Here is a 17,886-nt window from a genome sequence, read left to right on the forward strand (position 1 = left end):
TTACTTCGCAGCCTTCTCGGCGGACTCGACCTTGCGGGGAGCGGCGGCCTTGCGGGCGGCCTTCTCCTCGGAGCGCTTGGCCTCGGCGGCGACCTGGGCGATCGCTTCTTCGGCGCGCAGGACCTTGGTGCGCATGATCTGCTCGTTCAGCTTCAGCTGACGGTCGAGCTCGTTCGTGGCCTCGCTGGTCGCGACGAAGTTGACGACGGCGTAGATGCCCTCGTTCTTCTTGCGGATCTCGTAGGCGAGACGACGGCGGCCCCAGATGTCGATCTTGTCGATGGTTCCCCCATCGGCCGTGATGACCTTGAGGAATCCGTCGAGCTTCGGAGCGACCTGGCGCTCGTCGACCTCGGGATCGAAGATGACCATGAGTTCGTACTGGTGCGTCACTAACCCACCTCCTTCGGACTAGAACGGCTGACGGGCATTTCCCGGCAGCAGGAGGGTGTGTTGCACGTCGCCGCGGGCTCACACGCGCATGGGCGTCGCCGGGCAACCTTCGTAGTCTAACGGATGCCGACTCCCCCGGGGAATCGACATCGATAGCCTGGGGAGCACCGACGACGGCAGGGGGCGGGATGACGGGGATCCGACCATTCGACGCGCGCGCGCTGACGATGACGGGCGACGCCTCCGCGGCACGGGCGTTCACGGCCCGGCTGCGCTCGGAGGGCCGCCTGCCCCCGGCGAACACCGCCGTGGCGGTCGTCGCCTACGTCTTCGCGTTCGCCCTGATCGGCGGTGCGGGGGTCTTCCTCGTCGTCCTGCTCGCGATCTTCCGCACCGCGATCGGCGACGGCGTCGTCGTGCTCGGCCTGATCTTCGCGATCCCGATCCTCCTGGGCCTCGGGGCGCTCGCGGCCGCGCTGTTCGCCGTCCGCCACGGGCAGCGGAAGCAGGAGGACAGGCGCTGGCGCCTCGCCGGGTTCGCCCGCGACGTGGGGATGGAGTACGTTGCCGCTCTGCCGGAGCCGCCGCTCCCCGGCGCGATCTTCCAGATCGGCGGCGACCGCACCGCGTACGACCTGGTGCGTTCCGCCCACCCGCGATTCGTCGAGGTGGGCAACCACTCATACACGGTCAGCAACGGCAAGAACACCACCACCTCGCGGTGGGGATACATCGCGATCCGTCTCGACGTGCCGCTGCCGCACATCGTGCTCGATGCCCAGGGCAACGGCGTCCGCCTCGGCCTGTGGGAGCGAGGACAGCAGCTCAGCCTCGAGGGCGATTTCGACCGGTACTTCCGCCTGTACTGCCCGACCGGCTACGAGCGCGACGCGCTCTATCTCTTCACCCCCGACGTCATGGCGCGCTTCATCGACAGCGCGGCCACGCTCGAAGTCGAGATCGTCGACGACTGGCTGTTCCTGTACTCCTCCACCGAACTGTCGACGCTCGACCCCGCACGGTGGGCGTGGGTGTTCTCGGTGGTGTCGACCCTGCTCGACAAGCTGGAGCAGTGGGGCCGGTGGCGCGACGACCGGCTCTCGGATGCGCCCACCGCAACCGTCGTCGCGGCCCCCGCCATCGCCGGCCCGGGCGGGGCGGCGACGGCGAGCGCGGCGGTCCCTGCTCCGGATGCCGCGGTGCCCGTCGGCATCCGGAATCCGCCGCCGGGTGTCGCCGCCCCCGGACGCCGCCTGCGGCGAGGCGGAGTGTGGGCGATCACGGCGATCGTCGCCGGAACGGTCGTGCTGGCGCTGGGATTCGCGGCGCTCGTGTTCGTGCCGATCCTCCTGATGATGGCGCGCTGACAGCGACGCTCGCGAGACGCCCTCGGTAGCGTGGGGCCATGAGCGGTACGGCCCTGGACACCTCTGCCCTGACACGACCGGTCACGCGTGCGGAGGTGCGCGCCTTCACCGCGCAGCTGCGCCGCCAGGGGACGCTGACGAGCGTCGTGATCACCACGATCGGATTCGTCCTCGTGGGCGGCATCCTGCTCGTCGCCGCATCGCTGATGGCCACCGTGGTCAGCTTCGGACTGTTCGCCGATGAGGGGCGCCCGAACCCGATCGGCATCGGTTTCCTGATCTTCTTCGCCGCCGCCGTCGCGCTGATCGCCTACGCGCTGATCGTCCTCTTCCGCGGACGCGCGACGCGCCGCTATCGGCTCGCGCACTTCGCGCAGGAAAACGGGCTGTCGTGGTTCCCCACCGTCCCGACGCCCGACCTTCCCGGCATGATCTTCAGCGAGGGCCACTCGCGCGAGGCCACCGACGTCGTCCACGGGCCGCGTCCCCGATGGGTCGAGGTCGGCAACTACACGTACAAGACCGGGTCGGGCAAGAACGAGCAGACCCACAAGTGGGCGTACGTACAGCTGCGACTGGACACCCCGCTCCCCCACATCGTCCTGGATGCCGTGGGCAACAACGGCCTGTTCGGGGCGTCGAACCTCCCGACGACGTTCTCGCGCGATCAGCGCCTGAGCCTCGAGGGCGACTTCGACCAGCACTTCGCGCTGTACTGCCCGAAGGGTTACGAGCGCGACGCGCTGTACCTCTTCACCCCCGACGTCATGGCGCGCTTCATCGACAACGCCGCCGCACTCGACGTCGAGATCGTCGATGACCGCCTCTTCCTCTACGCGCGGCGCGAGCTGTCCACGATCGACCCGGCGACGTGGGAGTGGATCTTCGCAACAGTGGATGCCATCGACGACAAGCTCGGCCAGTGGGCGCGGTGGCGCGACGAGCGGTTGCCGGCGGCTCCTGCGCCGGTGGCACCCGGTGTCCCGCTCCTGACTCCCCCGCCCGTCGGCGTCGCCCGCGAGGGCCGGCGGCTGCGCCGGGGCTTCTCGTGGGTCGGCGGCGTGATCACCGTCCTGGCGATCGGCTGGTGGCTGTTCACGGTGATCTCCGACACGTTCCTGCGGTAGGACGTGCGCGTGAGTCGCCAGGATTCGTCGCCTGTGCGGCATGCAGGGCGACGAATTCCGGCGACTCGCGCAGACGCGCGCTAGCCGCGCGTTGCGCGCCAGAGCTCGCGGCGTGCCTCCTGCTCGACCGGGTCGGGCACGGGCAGCGACGCCAGCAGGCGCTTGGTGTAGTCGTCGCGCGGCTCGGTGAGCACCTGCACCGTCGTGCCCTGCTCGCGGATGACGCCCTGACGCAGCACGATCACCCGGTCGGCCACCTCGTCGACGACGGCGAGGTCGTGGCTGATGAACAGGCACGCGAAGCCGAACTCGGCCTGCAGCTGCGCGAACAGCTGCAGCACGCGCGCCTGCACCGACACGTCGAGCGCCGAGGTCGGCTCGTCGGCGATGAGCAGCTTGGGGTCCAGCGCGAGCGCTCGCGCGAGCGACGCGCGCTGACGCTGACCGCCCGAGAGCTCGTGCGGGTAGCGGTCGCCGAAGGCCCGCGGCAACTGCACCGCGTCGAGCAGCTCGTCGACGCGCTGACGCGCGGCTCGGCCGCCCGCGGCGCGCTGGTGCACGACCAGTGGTTCGGCGATGCACTCCGCGATCGTCAGCAGCGGGTTGAAGCTCGTCGCCGGGTCTTGGAAGACGAAACCGATGTCCGGTCGCGTCTTGGCCAGGTGCCGGGGCTTGGCTCCGCGCATCTCGGTCCCGAGCACCTTCAACGAGCCGCCGACCACCGAGGTCAGGCCCACCATCGCGCGACCGATCGTGGTCTTGCCCGAGCCCGACTCCCCCACCAGGCCCAGCACTTCGCCGGGACCGATCCAGAAGTCCGCGCCCTTCACCGCGACCACGCCGGCGGAGCCGAAGCGACCGGGGTATCCGATCTCGACCTTCTCGGCCACGACGAGGCTGCCCTCCGGCGGAGCGGTGGGGGCGGGGGCGTCGAGCGACTGGTGGGAGCTCTTGCCGCGACCCACGTGCGGAACGGCGGCGAGCAGGTCGCGGGTGTACTCCTCGCGGGGCGCGGCGAACAGCTCGCGCACCGGAGCCTGCTCGACGATGTCGCCGCGGTACATCACGATGACGCGGTCGGCGAGGTCGGCCACCACGCCCATGTTGTGGGTGATGAGCACGATCGTCGCCCCGAACTCGTCGCGGCACGTGCGCAACAGGTCGAGGATCTCGGCCTGCACGGTGACGTCGAGCGCGGTGGTGGGCTCGTCGGCGATGATCAGACCGGCATCCAGCACCAGGGCCATCGCGATCACCACGCGCTGCTTCTGCCCGCCCGAGAACTGGTGCGGGTAGTCGTCGACGCGCTTCTCGGGATCCGGGATGCCGACGCGGCGCAGGATGTCGACGGCCTTGGCCTTGGCCTCGGCCTTCGACAGCTTCTCGTGCGCGCGCAGTCCCTCGGCGATCTGCCACCCCACGGTGTACACGGGGTTCAGCGCCGTCGACGGCTCCTGGAACACCATCGCCGCGTCGCGTCCGCGCATCTCGCGCAGCTGGGCACCGGTGGCGTGGACGATGTCGGTCTCGCCGCCGTCGCGGCCGCGCACGATCACGGCGCCCGACAGCGTCGCGGTCTCGGGAAGCAGCCCGAGCAGCGTGTTCGCGGTCACGGTCTTGCCCGAGCCCGACTCGCCGACGATCGCGAGCACCTCGCCGGCACGGGCCTCGAGCGAGATCCCGTTGATGGCGGCGACGGGGGCGCCGTCGGTGGCGAAGGTGACGCGGAGGTCGTCGATGCGGGCGACGGATGCCGCGGTGCCGGTCATGAGGGGCTCCCGTCGGTGGCGGAGGCCGGGGTTCCGGCGGGGGCGGTGGTCGATGCGTCGGCCGGAGCCGTCGAGGGGTCGACGGCCGTGACCGGGGCGGGCGCGCGTCCGGCGCGCCGACGGGTGCGCAGGCGCGGGTCGCTGAGGTCGTTGAGGCTCTCGCCGACGAGCGTGATGCCGAGCACGGCGAGCACGATCGCGACGCCCGGCGGGATGGCCGTCCACCAGATGCCGCTGGTGACGTCGCTGACCGAGCGGTTGAGGTCGTACCCCCACTCCGCGGCGGCGGTGGCTTCGATGCCGAAGCCGAGGAAGCCCAGTCCCGCGAGGGTCAGCAGTGCCTCGGAGGCGTTGAGCGTGACCACGACCGGCAGCGACCGCGTCGAGTTGCGCAGCACGTGCCGCAGCAGGATGCGCGCGGTCGGCACGCCGATGACGCGGGCCGACTCGACGAACGGCTCCGCCTTGACCCGCACCACCTCGGCGCGGATCACGCGGAAGTACTGCGGCACGAACACCACGGTGATCGAGATGGCGGTGGCCAGGATGCCACCCCACAGCGTCGACTGGCCCTTGGTGATCGCGATGGACATCACGATCGCGAGCAGCAGCGAGGGGAAGGCGTAGATCGCGTCGCACAGCACCACGAGGACGCGGTCGAGCCATCCGCCGAAGTAGCCGCCGACCAGGCCGAGGAAGATGCCGAGGAAGATCGAGAACGCGATCGCGCACACGATCACCAGGAGCGCGGTCTGCGCGCCCCAGATCACGCGCGAGAGCACGTCGAAACCGCCGACGGTCGTGCCGAGAAGGTTCATCGCGTCCGGCGCCTGCTGCGTGCCGAACTTCACCCCGTCCGCCTCCTGCTGCGCGAAGCCGTAGGGGGCGAGCAGGGGCGCGAAGACGGCGACGATCACGAACACCGTCGTGATGACCAGGCCCAGCACGAGCATGGTGCGCTGCAGTCCGACGCTGCGGCGCAGGTGCGAGATCACGGGCAGGCGGTCGCGCAGTGGGACCTTGCGCTCGGACAGGGCCGTGGATGTCGTGGCATCCGTCATGTCAGTACCTCACTCGCGGGTCGATGATCGCCGCGATGACGTCGACGAGGAAGTTCGTGAAGGCGACGAGCACGGCGATCATGACGACGATGCCCTGCACGGCCACGAAGTCGCGGGCCTTGAGGTACTCGCTCAGCATGAAGCCCAGGCCCTTCCACTCGAAGGTGGTCTCGGTCAGCACCGCACCCGACAGCAGCAGCGCGATCTGCAGACCGATGACCGTGATGATCGGGATGAGCGCCGGGCGGTACGCGTGCTTCGTGACGAGGCGGTACTCCCCCACGCCCCGCGAACGCGCCGATGTGACGTACTGCGAGCCCAGCGTGCCGATGACGTTGGTCCGCACGAGCCGCAGGAAGATGCCCGCGGTCAGGATGCCGAGGGCCACACCGGGCAGGATCGCGTGGGTCAGCACGTCGCCCACCGCCGCACCGTCGCCGAGGCGGATCGCATCGAGCAGGTATATGCCGCTCGGGGCATCCAGCGTCGACAGCTTGAGCTCCGTGCGGGTGTTCGCGCGACCGGCGACCGGAAGCACGCTCAACCACACCGCGAACACGAGCTTGAGCAGCAGGCCGACGAAGAAGATGGGGGTCGCGTAGCCGAGGATCGCCCCGATGCGCAGCGTGGCATCCTGCCAGCGATCGCGACGGTACGCCGCGATGAGACCGAACGGGATGCCGATCAGCAACGCCACGAAGAGGGCGTAGATCGCCAGCTCGAGGGTGGCCGAGCCGTACTGCAGCAGGATGCCGATGACCGGACGGTTGTCGGTGATGGTGGTGCCGAAGTCGCCGCGCAGCACGCCCCAGATGTACTCGACGTACTGCTGGTACAGGGGGCGGTCGTAGCCGGCTGCGGCGATGCGTTCCGCGAGCTGCTCGGGCGGGAGGCGTCCGCCGAGGGCGGCCGTGATCGGGTCGCCGGTGACCCGCATGAGCAGGAAGACGACGGTGACGAGGATGAAGACCGTGGGGATGATCAGGAGGAGTCGGACGAGGATGTAGCGCCAGAGTCCGCCGCCCTTGGGGGAGGCGGGCGCGGCGATGACGGGGGCGTCGACGGCGGTGGCCATGAGGACCTAACTGGGGAACGGAAAGCCGCGGGCACCCGGTCCATCCACTGAGGGACCGGGCACCCGCCGATCGATTACTTGTGCAGCGGGGCGTAGCGGAACTTGAAGGATCCGTCGAGCACGGCGCCCTCCACGCTGGAGCCCACGACCGCGACCTGCTTGCCCTGGAGCAGCGGGAGGGTCGACAGGTCGGCGGCCACCTTGTCCTGGATGTCGCCGATCTCCTGCTCACGCGTGGTCTTGTCGGTCTGCGTCGCCTGGTCGACGAGCAGCTGCTGGACCTCGGCGTTGTCGTAGTGGTTGCCGAGGAAGTTGTCCGCCGAGAAGAACGGGGTCAGGTAGTTGTCGGCATCCGAGTAGTCCGGGAACCAGCCGAGCTGGTACGCGGGGTAGACGTCGGCGGTGCGGTCCTTGGTGTACTGCACCCACTCGGTCTGGGCGAGGTTGACGGTGAACAGGCCGTCCTCCTCGAGCTGCGCCTTGATGGCGGCGTACTCGTCGCCCGACGAGGGGCCGTAGTGGTCGCCGTTGTACTGCAGGTTCAGCGTGACGGGCGTCGAGACACCGGCGGCCTCGAGCGTCGCCTTCGCCTTCGCGGCGTCGGGCATGCCGCTGCCGTCGCCGTAGAGGTCCTTGAGGGCCTCGTTGGCGCTGGCCAGGCCCTGCGGAACGTAGGAGTACAGCGGCGAGTACGTGTCCTTGTAGACGTCGGTCGCGATCGCCTGACGGTCGATGAGGTCGGCCGCGGCCTGACGCACGGCGAGCGACTTGGCCGCGTCGGCCTCGGGCGTCGTGGCGCCGAAGGGCATCGTGTCGAAGTTGAAGACGATGTAGCGGATCTCGCCGCCGGGGCCGTCGACGATCTTGACCGCATCGTTCGACGACAGGTCGGCGATGTCGGTGGCGCTCAGGCTGCGGAACGCGACGTCGATCGCGCCGGACTGCACGTCGAGCTTGAGGTTGGAGGCGTCGGCGTAGTACTTCGCCGAGATCCCGCCGTTCTCGGGCTTGGGCAGCGAGCCCTGGTAGTCGGCGTAGGGCGCGTACGAGATCAGCTCGTTCAGCTTGTACGACTCGATCGTGTACTGCCCCGCGAAGGCCTTGCCCTCGACGATGGTGTCGTCGGGGGTGACCGAGTCGGCCGAGAAGACCTCCTCGTCGACGATGGGGGCGGCGGGGCTCGACAGGATCTGCGGCCAGACCTGGTCGTCGCCGTTCTTCAGCGTGAAGACGACGGTGGTGTCGTCGGGGGTCTCGACGCTGTCGAGGTTGCCGAGCAGCGACGAGGGGCCGTTGGGGTCGGCGATGGTGAGCTGACGCTCGAACGAGAACTTCACGTCGGACGACGTCAGGTCGTGGCCGTTCGCGAACTTCAGACCCGACTTCAGCTTCACGGTGTACTCGGTCGGCGAGGTGAACTCGGCCGACTCCGCGACGTCGGGCGTGACGTCCGACGTGCCGTACTGGCTGTTGAGCAGGAACGGGTAGACCTGGTTCATCACGGCGAACGAGCCGTTGTCGTACGAGCCGGCCGGGTCGATCGAGCTGATCTTGTCGGTCGTGCCGACGACGAGCGGGTCGGTCGAACCACTGCCGGATCCGTCGTCTCCGCCACTGGCCGAGCATCCGGCCAGGACGAGAGCCGAGACGCCGAGGGCGCCGAGGGCGAAACCGAGACGGCCTCGACCGCTGGTGTGCATTGTCATCGCATTACCTCTGCTGTGAAGTGTTGATCGCGACAAATGCCGCCATCCTTCGGACATCTTTGTCCCCGGCGGGCTGGTCACCAATTGCTCCGAGGTTTTTTTACATTACCGAAACTCACGGAAGAAGTCGGATTTCTTCCGGCCCCGCCTCTCGCAGCCCCGAAGATCTCCGCGAGGGAGCGCTCTCGACACGTCAGCTCGTGCTCAGTGCGCGGACCACCCGCCGTCCATCACGTAGCTCGTTCCGGTGACCATCGCGGCATCCGGGCCCGCGAGCCAGAGGGCGAGCGAGGCGACCTCCGCCGGTTCGACGAGCCGCTTGATCGCGGCATCCTTCAGCAGCACCGTCTCGAGCACTTCGGATTCCGGGATGCCGTGCGCCCGGGCCTGGTCGGCCAGCTGCTTCTCGACGAGCGGGGAGCGCACGTACCCGGGATCGATGCACACACTCGTCACCCCGCGAGCACCGCCCTCGAGCGCCGTCGTCTTGGAGAGCCCCTCGAGACCGTGCTTCGCGGTGACGTACGCCGACTTGTATGCCGATGCGCGTATACCGTGGACGCTCGACACATTCAGCACGCGTCCGAATCCGCGCTCGTACATCCCGGGCAGCGCCGCACGGATGAGCAGGAACGGCGCCTCGAGCATCAGGCGCAGCATGAAGGAGAACCGCTCGGGGGCGAACTCTTCGATGGGGCTCACGTGTTGGATGCCGGCGTTGTTGACGAGGATGTCGACGTCGAGGTCCAGTCCGGCCAGCGCCGACGCGTCGGAGAGGTCGACCGCCCAGGCGCGGCCGCCGATCTCGTCGGCGAGGGTCTGAGCGCCCTCGGCGTTGAGATCGGCGACCGTGACCGTGGCACCGGCCTCGGCGAAGGCTCGCGCGATCGCCGCGCCGATGCCGCTGGCACCGCCCGTGACGAGGGCCCGGCGTCCGCTGAGGTCGATGGTCATGGTGCTCACTTCCCCCGCGCGGCGTCGGCGGCGTCGATGTCGCGCAGCGAGATCCCGCGCGTCTCCTTCAGCGACAATACGGCGATCGAGGTCAGGACGCAGGCCGCCACGATGTACAGCGCGATGGGCAGCCACGAACCGAAGTCGCGCAGCCACTGCGTCGCGAGGATCGGCGCGAGCGAACCGGCGAGGATCGCCGTCACCTGGGCCCCGAGCGAGACGCCCGAGTAGCGCATACGCGTCGGGAACAGCTCGGCCATGACCGCCGGCTGCGGCGCGTACATGCCGGCGTGGAACACCAGACCCAGCGCCACGGCGGCGACGATGACGACGGGGTTCAGCGTGTCGAACATGGGGAAGGCGAAGAACGCCCAGGTCGCGCTGAGGATCGCACCCGCGAGGTAGACGGGCTTGCGGCCGATGCGGTCGGCGAGGCGCCCGATCGGGGGGATCACGGCGAAGTGGATGATGTGCGCGATCAGCAGCGCGAGCAGCAGCTGGCTCGTGTCGTAGGAGTGCACGACCTTCAGGTAGACGATCGAGAAGCTCACGACGATGTAGTAGACGATGTTCTCCGCGAAGCGCACACCCATGGCCTGGACGACGCCCTTCGGGTAGCGCCGCAGCACCTCCACGACGCCGAACGAGGTCGCCTTCTCCTGCTGCACCTGCTTCTTGGCCTCGAGGAAGATGGGCGCCTCCTCGACGTGGGTGCGGATGTAGAAGCCGACCAGCACGATCACCGCCGACAGCCAGAACGCGACGCGCCAGCCCCAGTCGAGGAACGCGGCGGGAGAGAGGATGAACGACATCACCAGAAGCACCGTCGTCGCGAGGAGGTTCCCGACGGGGACCGCCGCCTGCGGCCAGCTCGCCCAGAACGCGCGCGAGCGGTTCGGGCTCTGCTCCGCGACGAGCAGCACGGCGCCGCCCCATTCACCGCCGACGGCGAAGCCCTGGATGAAGCGCAGGGCCACGAGCATGGCGGGCGCCCAGTATCCGACCGAGGCGAAGCCGGGGAGGCATCCCATCAGGAAAGTCGCCGCACCGACGATGATGATCGTCGCCTGCAGTGTGGGCTTGCGCCCGAACCGGTCGCCGATCTGGCCGAAGACGATGCCGCCCAGGGGCCGGGCGACGAAGCCGACGGCGTAGGTGACGAAGGCGGCGATGATGCCGTCGAGCGGAGAACCCGACGACGGGAAGAAGAACGTGCCGAAGACCAGGCTCGCGGCCGTGGCGTAGAGAAAGAACTCGTACCATTCGACGACCGTGCCGGCCATCGACGCGGCGACGACCTTCTTGATCTTGCCGGTGGCGATTTCGGGGGAGGCGCTGCGCTGCGCCGCGGCGGGGGATTCCATGCTGGCTCCTTCGGTGTCGACGGTGACATCCGCCGTCGAGTCTGCGGGCGGTATCAAGATGCGACAATGCCCATTCGTGCTCCCGCGCTGTGCACAATTGCAGAATGGATGCCATCACCGCGCGGGCCGACGACCTGCTCATGCTCCTGGCGGTCGCGCGAACGGGCACGTACAGCGCTGCGGCGCAGGTGCGCGGTGTCGACCACACCACCATCGCCCGCCGCATCGCGGCACTCGAAGACGCCCTCGGGGGTCGCGTCGTCGCCCAATCGGGCCGCGGATGGGAGCTCACCTCTCTCGGCCGCCGCGCGACGGAGGCCGCCGGGCGCATCGAAGCGGCGATGACGCAGTTGGCCGCCGGGGGAGAGGAGCCCGACCCCGTCGCCGGCGTCGTCCGCATGTCGGCGACCGACGGCTTCAGCGCGTACATCGCGGCCCCCGCGATCGCCCGGTTGCGCGAGCGGCATCCCGACCTCGCCGTCGAGATCGTCGCCGCACAGCGCCGCGCGGCCTTGCACCGCCCCGGTCTCGATCTCGAGGTGGTGGTCGGTCGTCCTCAGACCTCGCGAGGAACGACCCTCGAGCTCGGCTCCTACGCGCTCGGCATGTACGCCTCGCGCGCCTACCTCGCGGCGCACGGAGAGCCCCGCGACATGGAGGAGCTGCAGACGCACCGGTTGGTCTACTTCGTCGACGCGATGCTGCAGGTCGAGGCGCTCGACCTGCCGCGCCGCGTGGTGCCGCGCATGCGCGACGGCGTCACCTCGACGAACGTCCTCGTGCAGGTCGAGGCCACACGGGCCGGGGCGGGCATCGGCATGCTCCCGTGCTTCGTCGCCGACCGCCACGACGACCTCGTGCGGCTGCTGCCTCAGCTCGCGACCGAGCGCCTGCCCTATTGGATGGTGATCCGCGCCGACTCGCTTCGGATCCCCGCCGTCGCCGCCCTCGCCGACGCCCTGCGCGAGCAGACGGCGCGCTCACGGACGATGCTGGACGGACGGGGCTGACCCTGAGTCAGCGGGGGACCGGCGTTCCGAGTCGGTGCAGCTCCGCGGCGGCGTACGCGCCCGTACGGAGCCCGAGCCGCGGCGCGACCTCGGTGGCCAGCAGCTCGATCGAGCGGAGGGTGATCTCGGCGGCCGGGTCGACGGAGTGCACCTGGAACGCCACGTCGGTGGCGAGGGAGAGGGTCCGGTCGGCGGACAGCGACGTGACGACCTGCTCGACCGTTCCCAGGTGCGTATCGGTCGACCGCGCGAGGTCGCGGAGATCGCCCTCCGCATTCCTCTTGAGGAATGTGCGGGTAAGACGCCGGACGCCGTGGTCGGCCGCCCTCCAGGTCTCGTCGAGGCGGTCGGCATCCACCACCACCGCTGTACGCGAGGCGAGGATGCGCGGCGGAACGCCGTCGGGCAGGGCGGCGAGATAAGCCTCCACGATCGGCACCTGCACCTCGTGCAGCGGCTGCCCCTCGTCACGCGGCTGCGTGCGGGACAGCAGCAGGCCGTCGCCCGCGAGTCCCGCGCGGCGGCCACCGTCGACCGAGAAGGTCGCCTGCCAGAACCGCCCGCCCAGGTGCGGTGCGGCGGGGTTCAGGCGCAAGTCGGTATTCCGGATGCCGCGTCCGCCGAACGCGTCGCGCAGCACCGCCACGTGTGCGGCCTGGATCTCGCGCCGATCGTCGGAGGAACGCTCGAACGCGGCGAACGACGACGGGGTTCCGCCCGTCCCGATGCCGAGCTGCACCCGACCCCCGCTCAGGGCGTCGACGACGGCGGCATCCTCCGCCACCCGCACCGGCTCGTCGAGGGGGAGGGTCACGATGCCGGTGCCGAGCGCGATGCGCTGCGTCTGCACGGCCGCGGCGGCGAGGAACGGGAACGGGGACGGCAATCCGCCCTCGTCGCGGTCGAAGTGATGCTGAGCGACCCACGCCGACGCGAACCCGTTCTCCTCGGCGGCACGCACCTGCGCGAGCGCCGCGCGGTATCGCTCGCCGTCGGTCCCGGCATCCAGAAGCCGCGTGAAGAACCCGAGCCGCGCGCCGGTCATCCGTCATCCTCTCCGACGCATTCCCGTCACGGAATGTCGTCGCCCTCCAGGCTAAGACCGTTCGCAGAGGGGTCGGCCGGGCGCCGGAGACTCCCACGCCCCTCTCAGCGCGAAGCGACCTCGATCGGGTCGCCCGTGCGGGCGAGGTCGGCCTCGATCTCGCGCACGATCGGGATCACCGTCTCGCCGAACCGCTCGAGCTCCTCCTGGAAGTGCAGGAACCCCAGCAGGAAGAGATCGACGCCGCGCTTCTTGTACGCGATGATGCGCTCGGCGATCTGCTGCGCGTCGCCGAACAGCTGCGTGCGGAATCCGTCGTTGTACTGCACGAGGTCGTCGATCGAGGAGTCGGCCCACATGCCCTTGCCGTCCTTCGTCGACGCACCCGCCTCCTGCACGCTCTTGCGGAAGCCCTCGACCGCGCCATCGTCGGCGTGCGCGATGATCTCGCGCAGCTGCTCCTCAGCCGCGGCGCGGCTGTCGCGCTGGATGACGAAGCCGTTGAGTCCGAAGCGCGTGCGACGCCCGTGCTCGGCGGCGATGCGGGTGACGTCGTCGTACTGCTCCGTGAAGCCGTCGAAGTCCTTGCCGTTGGAGAAGTACCAGTCGGAATAGGCCCCGCCGTTGAAGCGGGCGGCCGTCGAGTTGCCGCCCTGGAAGATGTCGGGGTGGGCGCGACCGGGCACGTCGTAGGGGAAGGGGCGCAGCGTGAAGTCGGTGATGTCGTAGTACTTGCCGTGGAACGAGAACTTCTCCTGCGTCCAGAGCCCGCGCAGCACCTGGATGAACTCCGCCGCGCGCTCGTACCGCTCGTCGTGCTCGAGCCATTCGAGTCCGAGGTCGGTGTACTCGTCTTTGAACCACCCGCTGACGACGTTGACGGCGGCCCGGCCGTGCGAGAACTGATCGGCGGTGTTGATGAACTTCGCCAGGACCGCCGGATGCCAGATGCCCGGGTGGATCGCCGAGATGACCTTGAGCTTCTCGGTGTTCAACAGCAGCGCCAGGCTGATGGAGGTGGACTCGTGCTGCTGGGCGGCGCCGTAGCTGGAGGCGTAGCGCACCTGGCTCAGCGCGTACTCGAATCCCACGCGCTCGGCGGTCTGCGCCAGTTTGACGTTGTAGTCGTAGCTCCAGTCGGTGCGCTGCTCGACCGAGCTGATCACGAGCCCGCCGCTGACGTTGGGCACCCAGTAGGCGAACTTCAGCGGCTCGTGGGTGGGGGTGGTCTCGGTCATGGGGTCCTCCTGGCGGGATCGGAACCCGGCTACCGTCGCACCGGCCCGTCACGGGCGTCAACGACATATGACGGAGGGTTTCGTCCTGTGACGCCGGGTCGGGTCGAGCGGGTGAGGATGGAGCCCATGACCTCTCCCCAGCGTGTGCGTTTCGGCTACTGGACCCCGATCTTCGGCGGATGGCTGCGCAACGTCGACGACGAGCAGACCCCCGTGTCGTTCGCGCACATCGCCGAGATCGCCCGCGCTGCCGAAGAGGGCGGTTTCGACCTCACGCTGATCCCCGAGCTGAACCTCAACGACATCAAGGGCGTCGAGGCGCCCTCGCTCGATGCGTGGGCCGTGACCGCCGGTCTCGCTGCGATCACGTCGAAACTCGAGCTCATGACCGCCGTGCGCCCGGGCTTCCACAGCCCGTTCCACACCGCGAAGCAGGCGGCCACGATCGACGAGATCAGCGGCGGACGGTTCACCCTGAACGTCGTGTCGGCATGGTGGGCCGAGGAGGCCAAGCAGTACGACGGTCTCTTCAGCGCGCACGACGACCGGTACGCCCGCACGATCGAGTGGGTCGAGGTGCTGCGGGGCCTCTGGTCGGAGACGCCCTTCGCCTACGAGGGGGAGTACTACCGCACCGAGGGCACGTACACCGAGCCGAAGCCGCGGGTCGTGCCGCGCCTGTACGCCGGCGGGGAGAGCGAGGCCGGTCGTACCGCCATCACGCGCTTCGCCGACGCCTACCTGACGCACGGCGGCACGCTGGACGAGCTCGAGGTCAAGGTCGCCGACATGCGCCGTCGCCGTGCCGAGGCGGGGGCGACGCCGTTCGAGGCGTTCGGCATGGCCGCCTACGCGATCGTGCGCGACACGGACGACGAGGCCCAGGCCGAGATCGACCGCATCACCGACGTGCGCGGGGGAGCGGCCTACGGGTCGTACCAGGACTTCGTGAGCAAGTCGAAGCTCGACACCCAGGTCGATCTCAAGGAGTACTCGGTCTCGAACCGCGGCCTCCGCCCGAACCTCGTCGGCACCCCCGACCAGGTCGCGGCGCGCATCGTGGAGTTCGCGAACGTCGGCGTCTCGACCCTGCTTCTGCAGTTCTCCCCGCACCTGCCCGAGATGCAGCGCTTCGCGGCGGAGGTCATCCCGCGCGTGCGTCGCCTGGAGGCGCAGCGCGACGCCTGACGCGTGCGCGGCGGCCCTTCCGGGGCGCCGGTTCATCAGGGGCGTCGCTGCTTGGCGCGCGACACCCCTCGACCCGTTGAGTGTCCAGAACACCCGGACGGTTCCAGAAATCGTCCGGGTGTTCTGGACACTCGACCGCCCGCGCGGACACCAGGGACCTGCGCTCAGCACCCCCAGCGAGAACGCGGACAGCGACCCGCCGGCACGCGCGGACAGGCGATGCGGATGCCGGCACCGGCGCGAGTGTCAGCGCGCCGCGCGGAGCGCCTGATCGAGGTCGGCGATGAGGTCGTCGGCATCCTCGAGGCCGATCGACAGGCGGATGAGGCCGTCGCCGATGCCGAGGCGGTCGCGCGTCTCCTGCGTGAATCCGAGGTGCGTAGTGGTCGCCGGGTGCAGCGCCATGGAGCGGGTGTCGCCGATGTTCGTCATGCGGCTGAAGAGCCGGAGGGCGTCGAAGAAGCGCTCCGCGGCGTCACGCCCCCCGCGCACGGTGAACGAGAAGACGGAGCCCGAGAGACCGTCGTAATCGCGCACCGCGATGGCGTGCTGCGGATGAGAGGGGAGACCGGCGTAATCCACACTCTCGACGGCATCGTGCGCGTCGAGCCACTGCGCGATCGTGCGCGCGCTCGCGAGGTGCTGGCGCATGCGGACCGACAGCGTTTCCATGCCCTGCTGCAGGAGGAACCCGTTGAGCGGCGACAGCGCCGGTCCGGTGTCGTTGGCGATCCCGAAGCGCAGCGACAGCTCGAACGCGCGCGGGCCGAACGCCTCGACGAACGACGAATGCGCGGCGACGGGCGTGTCGGTGAGCGCGGGGTAGGAACGGTCGGCCGCCGCCCAGTCGAACGTCCCGCCGTCGACGACCGCCCCGGCGAGGTTGGCGCCGTGCCCGGAGAGGAACTTGGTGGCCGAGTGCACGACGATGTCGGCGCCATGCTCGATCGGCCGGATGAGGAACGGCGTCGCGATGGTGTTGTCGACGACGAGCGGGATGCCGTGGCGACGCGCCACCCGCGCGACCGCGTCGATGTCGACGACGTCGTTCTTCGGATTGGGGAGGGTCTCGGTGAAGATCGCCTTCGTCTCGGGCCGGATGAGGGCGTCCCACTCGGATTCGTCGAGGGGGTTCCAGACGTACTCGACGGTGACGCCGAGGCGCGCGAAGGTGCGGTCGAAAAGCACCCGCGTGCCGCTGTAGATGCTCGCGGTGGAGACGATGTGCTCCCCGCTGCCCGCGAGCCCCAGCAGGGCCATCGTGATCGCGGCCTGACCCGATCCGACGACGAGTGCCCCGGAGCCGCCCTCGAGAGAGGCGAGACGGCGCTCGGCGACCTGGTTGGTGGGGTTGGCATTGCGCGAGTACAGATGCCCCAGGTCGACGGCGCCAAACCGATCGGTGGCCTCCTGGAACGAGCTGAAGCGATACGCCGCCGACAGGTGCACGGGAGTGATCCTCGAGCCGTGCGTGAGGTCTTCCTCTTCGCCGGCGTGCACCTGGCGGGTGGCGAAACCGAAGCCCGCCCACTCGGTGTGCGGCGCTGCCGGTTCAGCCACGGAGACCGACCGCTTCCTTCGGGAGCAGGGAGCCCAGCCAACGGGCGATCTCGCGAGGTCCGGAACGGGGTGCGGTGGCCTCGACGTCGGGGTTGTAGTTCGTGTTGGTGTTCACGTCGTACGTGACGGTGCGTCCGTCGCGCGTCTCGATGAACTCGATGCCGGCGATGCCGACGCCCTCGGCCGCGAGGAAGGCGAGATAGCTGTCGATGAGAGCGGGGTCGACGTCGTCGCGGCGGCGGAAGAGCGGCTCGGGTTCGATGCCGTCGGCTCCCGGGACGGCGCAGGCTTCGGCGGGGCAGAGCTCGAAGCTCCCCGCGCTGGTGTCGACGCGCACCGCGTAGACGAAGTCACCGGCGACGAACTCGGCGCGCGTGACGAACGGCGACTTCGCGACGAGCAGTTCCTGCAGCAGGGTGATGCCGTCGGGGGAGGGCTCGAACTCGGCACCCGCGACCCACGCGGCGAACTCCTCGACCGTCTCCCACCGCCGCACTCCGAGGCCCTTACCGCCCTGATTGTGCTTGCTGATGAACGGCGCCCCGAAGCGCTCGGCCTGAGCGACGAGGTCGTCGACGCCGAAGACGGCGACCGTGCGCGGAACGTCGATGCCCGCGTGACGCAGCGCCGCGTGCTGCGCGACCTTGCTGACCTCGAGCTCGAGCACGTCGGCGCCGTTGATGACCGTGCGCCCCCACGAGGCGAGCCATCGCAGCACGGCCCGGCCGAACTCCTTGCTGTAGGCGTGGTCGCGCGTGTGGGCCGACGCACTGAGGCGCGACCAGAAGATGCCCTCGGGCGGCTCGACCGCCAGATCGATCGACCCGTCGGTCAGCATCCACTCCTCGAAGGGCACGCCCTCGGCCTCGAACGCCGCCGCGAACGGCGGGATCCACTGGGGGTTCTCGTGAATGACATAGACCTTGCCCGACATGCGGCCAGGCTAACCCGGGGCTCCGACATCGCCGCCCTCGTCCGTCACGAGGCGACACCGAAACGACGGTTCCCTAGTCTGGAGGCCTGCCGGAA

At 69.5% G+C, this 17,886-nt stretch carries 15 protein-coding genes; 4 read left to right on the plus strand and 11 right to left on the minus strand.

The features are described 5' to 3' along the window. Nucleotides 1-393 (minus strand): 30S ribosomal protein S6, encoded by a 393-nt coding sequence (gene rpsF, locus RWH44_RS06935; protein WP_058622540.1) that lies wholly within the window; start codon nucleotides 391-393, stop codon nucleotides 1-3. A 188-nt stretch (nucleotides 394-581) separates the two neighbouring features. Between rpsF and RWH44_RS06940 the strand changes: the two genes are divergently transcribed. Beyond that, entirely contained in the window at nucleotides 582-1,760 is a 1,179-nt protein-coding gene (locus RWH44_RS06940; protein ID WP_316004007.1) for a hypothetical protein, read from the plus strand. 38 nt (nucleotides 1,761-1,798) lie between these two features. Further along, entirely contained in the window at nucleotides 1,799-2,887 is a 1,089-nt protein-coding gene (locus tag RWH44_RS06945) for a DUF4148 domain-containing protein (RefSeq protein ID WP_316004008.1), read from the plus strand. 80 nt (nucleotides 2,888-2,967) lie between these two features. Here the strand turns inward: RWH44_RS06945 and RWH44_RS06950 are convergent, their stop codons facing one another. The 6 genes from RWH44_RS06950 to RWH44_RS06975 all read right to left on the minus strand — a co-directional run bounded on the left by RWH44_RS06950 (nucleotide 2,968) and on the right by RWH44_RS06975 (nucleotide 10,816). Then, entirely contained in the window at nucleotides 2,968-4,656 is a 1,689-nt protein-coding gene (locus tag RWH44_RS06950; protein ID WP_316004009.1) for a dipeptide ABC transporter ATP-binding protein, read from the minus strand. Further along, nucleotides 4,653-5,717, minus strand: coding sequence for an ABC transporter permease (locus RWH44_RS06955; RefSeq protein ID WP_316004010.1), 1,065 nt, complete (start codon nucleotides 5,715-5,717; stop codon nucleotides 4,653-4,655). Before RWH44_RS06955 ends, RWH44_RS06950 begins: the two co-directional genes overlap by 4 nt. A gap of 1 nt (nucleotide 5,718) precedes the next feature. After that, nucleotides 5,719-6,792, minus strand: coding sequence for an ABC transporter permease (locus RWH44_RS06960; RefSeq protein WP_316004011.1), 1,074 nt, complete (start codon nucleotides 6,790-6,792; stop codon nucleotides 5,719-5,721). Nucleotides 6,793-6,866: 74 nt separating this feature from the next. Further along, nucleotides 6,867-8,498 carry an ABC transporter substrate-binding protein gene (locus tag RWH44_RS06965; RefSeq protein WP_437127269.1) on the minus strand — a complete coding sequence of 544 codons (1,632 nt, stop codon included), beginning with the start codon at nucleotides 8,496-8,498 and terminating at the stop codon, nucleotides 6,867-6,869. Between the two features lie 204 nt (nucleotides 8,499-8,702). Further along, nucleotides 8,703-9,452 carry a 3-hydroxybutyrate dehydrogenase gene (locus RWH44_RS06970; RefSeq protein WP_316004012.1) on the minus strand — a complete coding sequence of 250 codons (750 nt, stop codon included), beginning with the start codon at nucleotides 9,450-9,452 and terminating at the stop codon, nucleotides 8,703-8,705. A gap of 5 nt (nucleotides 9,453-9,457) precedes the next feature. Then, the gene (locus tag RWH44_RS06975) at nucleotides 9,458-10,816 is read right to left on the minus strand and encodes an MFS transporter (protein ID WP_298870054.1); all 1,359 of its coding nucleotides are present in this window, start codon (nucleotides 10,814-10,816) and stop codon (nucleotides 9,458-9,460) included. A gap of 104 nt (nucleotides 10,817-10,920) precedes the next feature. Here RWH44_RS06975 and RWH44_RS06980 point away from each other — a divergent pair, with 104 nt between their 5' ends. After that, entirely contained in the window at nucleotides 10,921-11,826 is a 906-nt protein-coding gene (locus RWH44_RS06980; RefSeq protein ID WP_316004013.1) for a LysR family transcriptional regulator, read from the plus strand. Nucleotides 11,827-11,833: 7 nt separating this feature from the next. Here the strand turns inward: RWH44_RS06980 and RWH44_RS06985 are convergent, their stop codons facing one another. Both RWH44_RS06985 and sfnG read right to left on the minus strand, forming a co-directional pair. Then, nucleotides 11,834-12,871 (minus strand): putative FMN-dependent luciferase-like monooxygenase, encoded by a 1,038-nt coding sequence (locus RWH44_RS06985; protein ID WP_316004014.1) that lies wholly within the window; start codon nucleotides 12,869-12,871, stop codon nucleotides 11,834-11,836. A gap of 104 nt (nucleotides 12,872-12,975) precedes the next feature. Continuing rightward, complete coding sequence (sfnG, locus tag RWH44_RS06990) at nucleotides 12,976-14,109, minus strand: dimethylsulfone monooxygenase SfnG (RefSeq protein WP_316004015.1); 1,134 nt, start codon at nucleotides 14,107-14,109, stop codon at nucleotides 12,976-12,978. Nucleotides 14,110-14,235: 126 nt separating this feature from the next. On the opposite strand from sfnG, the gene RWH44_RS06995 reads away from it, so the two are divergent. Further along, a complete protein-coding gene (locus tag RWH44_RS06995) occupies nucleotides 14,236-15,297 on the plus strand; it encodes an LLM class flavin-dependent oxidoreductase (RefSeq protein ID WP_298870060.1) in 1,062 nt (353 codons plus the stop codon). 246 nt (nucleotides 15,298-15,543) lie between these two features. On the opposite strand, the gene RWH44_RS07000 is transcribed toward RWH44_RS06995, so the two are convergent. Then, on the minus strand, nucleotides 15,544-16,857 hold the full coding sequence (locus tag RWH44_RS07000) for an O-acetylhomoserine aminocarboxypropyltransferase/cysteine synthase family protein (RefSeq protein ID WP_316004016.1): 1,314 nt from the start codon (nucleotides 16,855-16,857) through the stop codon (nucleotides 15,544-15,546). Next, the gene (locus tag RWH44_RS07005) at nucleotides 16,850-17,791 is read right to left on the minus strand and encodes an ATP-grasp domain-containing protein (RefSeq protein WP_316004017.1); all 942 of its coding nucleotides are present in this window, start codon (nucleotides 17,789-17,791) and stop codon (nucleotides 16,850-16,852) included. Before RWH44_RS07005 ends, RWH44_RS07000 begins: the two co-directional genes overlap by 8 nt. Nucleotides 17,792-17,886: the final 95 nt, after the last annotated feature.

It is taken from the genome of Microbacterium phycohabitans, assembly GCF_032464935.1.
Classification (GTDB): domain Bacteria; phylum Actinomycetota; class Actinomycetes; order Actinomycetales; family Microbacteriaceae; genus Microbacterium; species Microbacterium phycohabitans.

Bases quoted from the DNA above. Each gene is read 5' to 3' on its own strand.
- RWH44_RS06940 (WP_316004007.1), top strand. From the start codon at position 582: ATGACGGGGATCCGACCATTCGACGCGCGCGCGCTGACGATGACGGGC.
- RWH44_RS06945 (WP_316004008.1), top strand. From the start codon at position 1,799: ATGAGCGGTACGGCCCTGGACACCTCTGCCCTGACACGACCGGTCACG.
- RWH44_RS06950 (WP_316004009.1), bottom strand. From the start codon at position 4,656: ATGACCGGCACCGCGGCATCCGTCGCCCGCATCGACGACCTCCGCGTC.
- RWH44_RS06955 (WP_316004010.1), bottom strand. From the start codon at position 5,717: ATGACGGATGCCACGACATCCACGGCCCTGTCCGAGCGCAAGGTCCCA.
- RWH44_RS06960 (WP_316004011.1), bottom strand. From the start codon at position 6,792: ATGGCCACCGCCGTCGACGCCCCCGTCATCGCCGCGCCCGCCTCCCCC.
- RWH44_RS06965 (WP_437127269.1), bottom strand. From the start codon at position 8,498: ATGACAATGCACACCAGCGGTCGAGGCCGTCTCGGTTTCGCCCTCGGC.
- RWH44_RS06970 (WP_316004012.1), bottom strand. From the start codon at position 9,452: ATGACCATCGACCTCAGCGGACGCCGGGCCCTCGTCACGGGCGGTGCC.
- RWH44_RS06975 (WP_298870054.1), bottom strand. From the start codon at position 10,816: ATGGAATCCCCCGCCGCGGCGCAGCGCAGCGCCTCCCCCGAAATCGCC.
- RWH44_RS06980 (WP_316004013.1), top strand. From the start codon at position 10,921: ATGGATGCCATCACCGCGCGGGCCGACGACCTGCTCATGCTCCTGGCG.
- RWH44_RS06985 (WP_316004014.1), bottom strand. From the start codon at position 12,871: ATGACCGGCGCGCGGCTCGGGTTCTTCACGCGGCTTCTGGATGCCGGG.
- sfnG (WP_316004015.1), bottom strand. From the start codon at position 14,109: ATGACCGAGACCACCCCCACCCACGAGCCGCTGAAGTTCGCCTACTGG.
- RWH44_RS06995 (WP_298870060.1), top strand. From the start codon at position 14,236: ATGACCTCTCCCCAGCGTGTGCGTTTCGGCTACTGGACCCCGATCTTC.
- RWH44_RS07005 (WP_316004017.1), bottom strand. From the start codon at position 17,791: ATGTCGGGCAAGGTCTATGTCATTCACGAGAACCCCCAGTGGATCCCG.